Below are 4,085 nucleotides of genomic sequence, written 5' to 3'. Positions count from 1 at the left end.
TGCGCCGCGTCGGCGGGCGCAACCGTGAACGCTCCGCGCGCCAGGATGTTGTCGGTCGTCTTGTGGTCGCCGATGTTGATCGCCACCTGCGTGCGGGTGCACTCGCCGCCCCACGCGACGTTCATGGCGTTTGGCGTCCCGTCCTCCCCGTAGCTCGCGACGATGAAGACCGACTGGGGAAACAGCTCGCCCGCCACGCCGAGATTCTTTTTCATGGCCTCTCCTCCTCTGCTCGAGCGGCCGCACCAGGCCGCGCCATCCTGCCTCGAGTATCTCCCTGCGTCCTCATTCTGTTAAGTACCGGCATTAATGTCAGGTGCTATCATTTGGTAAAGCGCATGCGACGGGAGCTTCACGGAGGGGGTGCGACATGGGGCGGGGCATAGAGGGCGCGTCGTTCGAGGGCACGGGGTACAGCTACACGCTCTCGCTCATCCGGGGCAAGCACAAGATGTCAATTCTTTACTGCCTCATGGAGTACCAGCCCGTCCGCTTCAACGAGATGCGCCGCTACCTCGGCGGGGTATCCGACCGCACGCTCTCGCGGAGCCTCAAGGAGCTCGAGGCCGACGGGCTCGTCGCGCGCAGGGAGTACCCGCAAATCCCGCCGCGCGTCGAGTACTCGCTCACGGAGCGAGGCGCGTCGCTCATGGAGGTCCTCGACCTCCTGTGCGTCTGGGGCGAGAGGAACCGGCCAGGCGATTGAAGCGTCAGCACTTCCGCTCCCGCCTCCCCTTGAGCCCATACTTCCTGCACAGGCGGGAGTTCCGCTGCCGCATCATGTCGCGCTCGCGCCGCCCCCTTGAGACGGAGAGCAACCAGCCCGCAAACGCGCGCTCCAGCACGCTCGAGAACACGTAGAACTCCGCGAGCGCGCCGCCGGCACGCGGGGGAGGCGGAAGCGCGCCTGGCGTCTATGTTCGACGACGTGCGCATCGTCATGCTCAGGGGCGACACACTCTCGAACTGCCCGTTCGGCGACCCCTACGCCGTCAGATTTACGACAACATAACGCTCGTGTTCGAGCAGGCGATCAAGGAGGGGGATTCTCGAGAAGAACCCGTGCTACGCAGCCAACCTGCCCAAGATGGTCACGCGCGAGGCGCTGCTCGCTCTGAACGGCGTTCACCCCAAGGTCATGCAGGAGCTCGTCGGCCACTACAGCCCCCAGATCACCATGGACATCTACACCCACGTGAACATGGATGCAAAGCGCGAGGCCGTGGCAGCCGTCTCGAAGGCGTTCGCGTGATGGCAAGAAGTACCCGTAAGGCCCGCCCTCACGTGGCAGGGATTGGCTACGGTATAATTTGTGGCAGTTTTTGTAGCAGGGGTGTCGAAGATGAAACCCGCCCGATAGGAAATGCCAATCATAACCTGCGGAGATGAAGAAATGCAAAAACCCGAAAACCGCGTCGGCATTATCGAGTGCGAGTGAAGTTCCGCCTGTTTTTCTCCAAAACTGGTGCTATTACGGCCTTATTTTCGCCATTCTGTGCGATAATAAGGCCGTAGCCATTTTAGGGGAGGAGTTTGCATGGAACGATTCCTTATGGACGAGCTTGTTGCTTGGAAGGACAGCCCCCGTCGCAAGCCGCTCGTCCTCAATGGCGCGCGTCAGGTTGGAAAGACGTGGCTGCTCAAAGAGTTCGGCAAAACGCAATTCAAAAATGTTGCGTACGTCAACCTAGACGACAATCCTCGAATGCGCGAGCAGTTCGAGTTGGGCTACGATATTCCGCGCATTGTCTCGGCCATCCAGTTTGAAACGGGGCAGGTTGTGTCCGAAGGCGATACCCTTATCGTCCTCGACGAGATTCAGGCGTGTCCGAAGGCGCTTACAAGCCTTAAGTACTTCTGTGAGAATGCTCCTGGGTATGCAGTGGCTGCAGCCGGCTCGCTTCTGGGCATCACCGTGCACGAGGGCAGCGGGTATCCCGTTGGGAAGGTGAACACGCTCGATCTCCATCCCCTCAGCTTCCGGGAGTTCCTCGTCGCAACGGGAAACCGGACGCTCTGCGACCTTGTCGATTCGGGCGATGCCGGCCTCATCAACAGCTTTTCGAGCAAGCTCATCCCGCTCCTTCGCCAGTACTACTACGTCGGCGGCATGCCGGAGGCGGTGAGCGTCTTTCTTGAGCGAAGGCTCCTTGAGGACGCGCGCGAGGTGCAGCTCGAGATCCTCCGCGGCTACGAGCGCGATGTCTCGAAGCATCTCGGCAGGGCTGAGACCGAGTACGCGCTTGCGGCGTGGCGGTCGATCCCGTCCCATCTCGGGAGGGAGAACAAGAAGTTCGTGTTCAGCCACATTGCCAAGGGGGCGCGGGCGAGGAATTACCAGTCGGGTATCACGTGGTTGACGCAAGCCGGCATCACGACCCTCGTCCGCAGGATATCGAAGCCCGGAATCCCGCTTGCCCCCTACGCCGACGACACGGCGTTCAAGCTCTTCCTGGTGGATGTCGGCCTGCTGGGCGCTATGGCGCGGCTGGACAAGGAGACGGTCGTCGGGGGCAGCGAGATCTTCGAGGAGTTCAAGGGCTCCCTCACCGAGCAGTACGTCTGCCAGCAGCTCGTCTCCGACTGCGGGCTCACCCCTTACTACTGGTCGGCCGAGAACTCCTCGGGCGAGATCGACTTCCTGGTGCAGAGCGCGAACAGCGTCTACGCCATCGAGGTGAAGGCGGAGGAGAACCTGCGCGCCAAGAGCCTTCGGGCGTTCAAGGGCGCTCATCCGGAGATAAAGTCCGTTCGCTTCAGCCTCTCGGGATACCGCGAGCAGGACTGGATGAGGAACGTCTCGCTGTACGCGATGTCGAACATGGGGCTGTGGGGGTAGGCCGAGCAATGTGATGGTCTGCGTGACTGTTTACGGGGAGGCGGCAATAGTCGTAGGGCCGGAGGTGGGGCATGCGGTGATTTGAGCGGGACGTGTTTAGCGTGACAGCATTTTGAGCCGGGCGTCTCTGTGGCACAAGACACTTCTATTGAGAAGTAATGCCGCATACGGCAAAACTGCTCAATAGAACCGACTTGGAAACCAAGATGAGGTACGCGTGGAAATCAGGCATGACCAATACCTCAACAGACTCAACGGGCTTCTGCGCATGAGAAACGTCGGCGTGTGCGTGACGGGGGCAACTCGAAGCTCCTCTCGCATGACGTCATGACGGAGTTTCGGGGCCGCGGAGACGAGGTTCGAATACGGCCGTTGTCCTTCTCCGAGTTCATGCAGGGCTCCGGCGGCGACCGCTACCAGGGCTGGGTCGAGTACGTGGTGCGTGGAGGCATGCCGCTCGCTCGCGTGGCCCCGTATCAAAAGGGCATCACGATATAGAGACACCCCCGTGTCCTCCTACGTGAGGGGCAGGCGCACCACAAAGACGCTGCCTAGGAGAAGGCGGTGCCGTCACTCGACGATTTTGTATCCCTCTTGCTCGAGAATGTCCAGTGCTCTCTGGTAGCTCTCCTTCTTCACCAGAACGTAGTCGGTGTTGTAGGTCGAGATGGCAAAGATCGAGATGCCGTTCTCCGCCAGCGTCTCCGCGATGCCGGCCAGTATCCCGAAGAGGGAAGTCCAGCATCCCTTGGATACGGAAGCCCCTCCACCAGCCGTCTCGCTCAACAACGTTCGACGGGACATCGCCGGTGGCGCATACCAGGGAGTTCTCTTCATCCGTCTTGCCGATGAAGCTGTACTCTGCGCTCAGATCTACCAGCGAGTAGTCCTCCACCTTGCATACGGAGAACTCCCGATCGAGCTCCTTCAGTTTCATGGCGCCTGCCCCTCCTGCATTCCGATTCCGCTCTTTCCCCTTAGATAATCGCATTGTCCCCGCCGGCTGCGGCATCCGACCGAACGTTCGGAGGCCGCAGCTGCCTCATTGGCGCGGCTATACCGTCGGTCTCTGCGCACGATCCCCTCTCAGCGCGGGCACTTGCGCGAGGCACACGCCGGCGAGGATAACGACCACGCCCAGCCATTCGATGATACCGAGGGGCTCGCTAAGCACGATCATGGCGATGAGAAGGCCGGCGGGGAGCTCGGCGGCGGCCATGACGGTGGAGAGGCCGGCGGGCAGGTG

Annotated in this window: 5 protein-coding genes and 2 pseudogenes; 4 read left to right on the top strand and 3 right to left on the bottom strand. The window is 61.2% G+C overall.

Annotated features, from left to right (window positions below):
• Positions 1-215: pseudogene (locus QZ079_RS08430) on the bottom strand (flavin oxidoreductase); the annotation flags it as partial.
• Between the two features lie 155 nt (positions 216-370).
• Between QZ079_RS08430 and QZ079_RS08425 the strand changes: the two are divergent.
• The 4 genes from QZ079_RS08425 to QZ079_RS08410 all read left to right on the top strand — a co-directional run bounded on the left by QZ079_RS08425 (position 371) and on the right by QZ079_RS08410 (position 3,337).
• Positions 371-706, top strand: coding sequence for a helix-turn-helix domain-containing protein (locus tag QZ079_RS08425; protein WP_087355877.1), 336 nt, complete (start codon positions 371-373; stop codon positions 704-706).
• Positions 707-1,087: 381 nt separating this feature from the next.
• On the top strand, positions 1,088-1,252 hold the full coding sequence (locus QZ079_RS08420) for a hypothetical protein (protein ID WP_235422929.1): 165 nt from the start codon (positions 1,088-1,090) through the stop codon (positions 1,250-1,252).
• A 285-nt stretch (positions 1,253-1,537) separates the two neighbouring features.
• On the top strand, positions 1,538-2,839 hold the full coding sequence (locus QZ079_RS08415) for an ATP-binding protein (protein WP_297037424.1): 1,302 nt from the start codon (positions 1,538-1,540) through the stop codon (positions 2,837-2,839).
• A 327-nt stretch (positions 2,840-3,166) separates the two neighbouring features.
• Complete coding sequence (locus tag QZ079_RS08410; protein ID WP_297037423.1) at positions 3,167-3,337, top strand: hypothetical protein; 171 nt, start codon at positions 3,167-3,169, stop codon at positions 3,335-3,337.
• 72 nt (positions 3,338-3,409) lie between these two features.
• Here the strand turns inward: QZ079_RS08410 and QZ079_RS08405 are convergent, their stop codons facing one another.
• Complete coding sequence (locus tag QZ079_RS08405; RefSeq protein WP_297037422.1) at positions 3,410-3,625, bottom strand: ACT domain-containing protein; 216 nt, start codon at positions 3,623-3,625, stop codon at positions 3,410-3,412.
• A gap of 268 nt (positions 3,626-3,893) precedes the next feature.
• Positions 3,894-4,085: pseudogene (locus QZ079_RS08400) on the bottom strand (EamA/RhaT family transporter); the annotation flags it as partial.

It is taken from the genome of uncultured Enorma sp. (genome assembly GCA_905210055.1).
GTDB lineage: Bacteria > Actinomycetota > Coriobacteriia > Coriobacteriales > Coriobacteriaceae > Enorma.
This window is presented reverse-complemented; position numbering and strand designations above follow the sequence as displayed.

What these genes read in the sequence shown, in the direction of transcription:
- QZ079_RS08410 (WP_297037423.1), top strand. Translation starts at nt 3,167, where the DNA reads ATGACGGAGTTTCGGGGCCGCGGAGACGAGGTTCGAATACGGCCGTTG.
- QZ079_RS08415 (WP_297037424.1), top strand. Translation starts at nt 1,538, where the DNA reads ATGGAACGATTCCTTATGGACGAGCTTGTTGCTTGGAAGGACAGCCCC.
- QZ079_RS08420 (WP_235422929.1), top strand. Translation starts at nt 1,088, where the DNA reads ATGGTCACGCGCGAGGCGCTGCTCGCTCTGAACGGCGTTCACCCCAAG.
- QZ079_RS08425 (WP_087355877.1), top strand. Translation starts at nt 371, where the DNA reads ATGGGGCGGGGCATAGAGGGCGCGTCGTTCGAGGGCACGGGGTACAGC.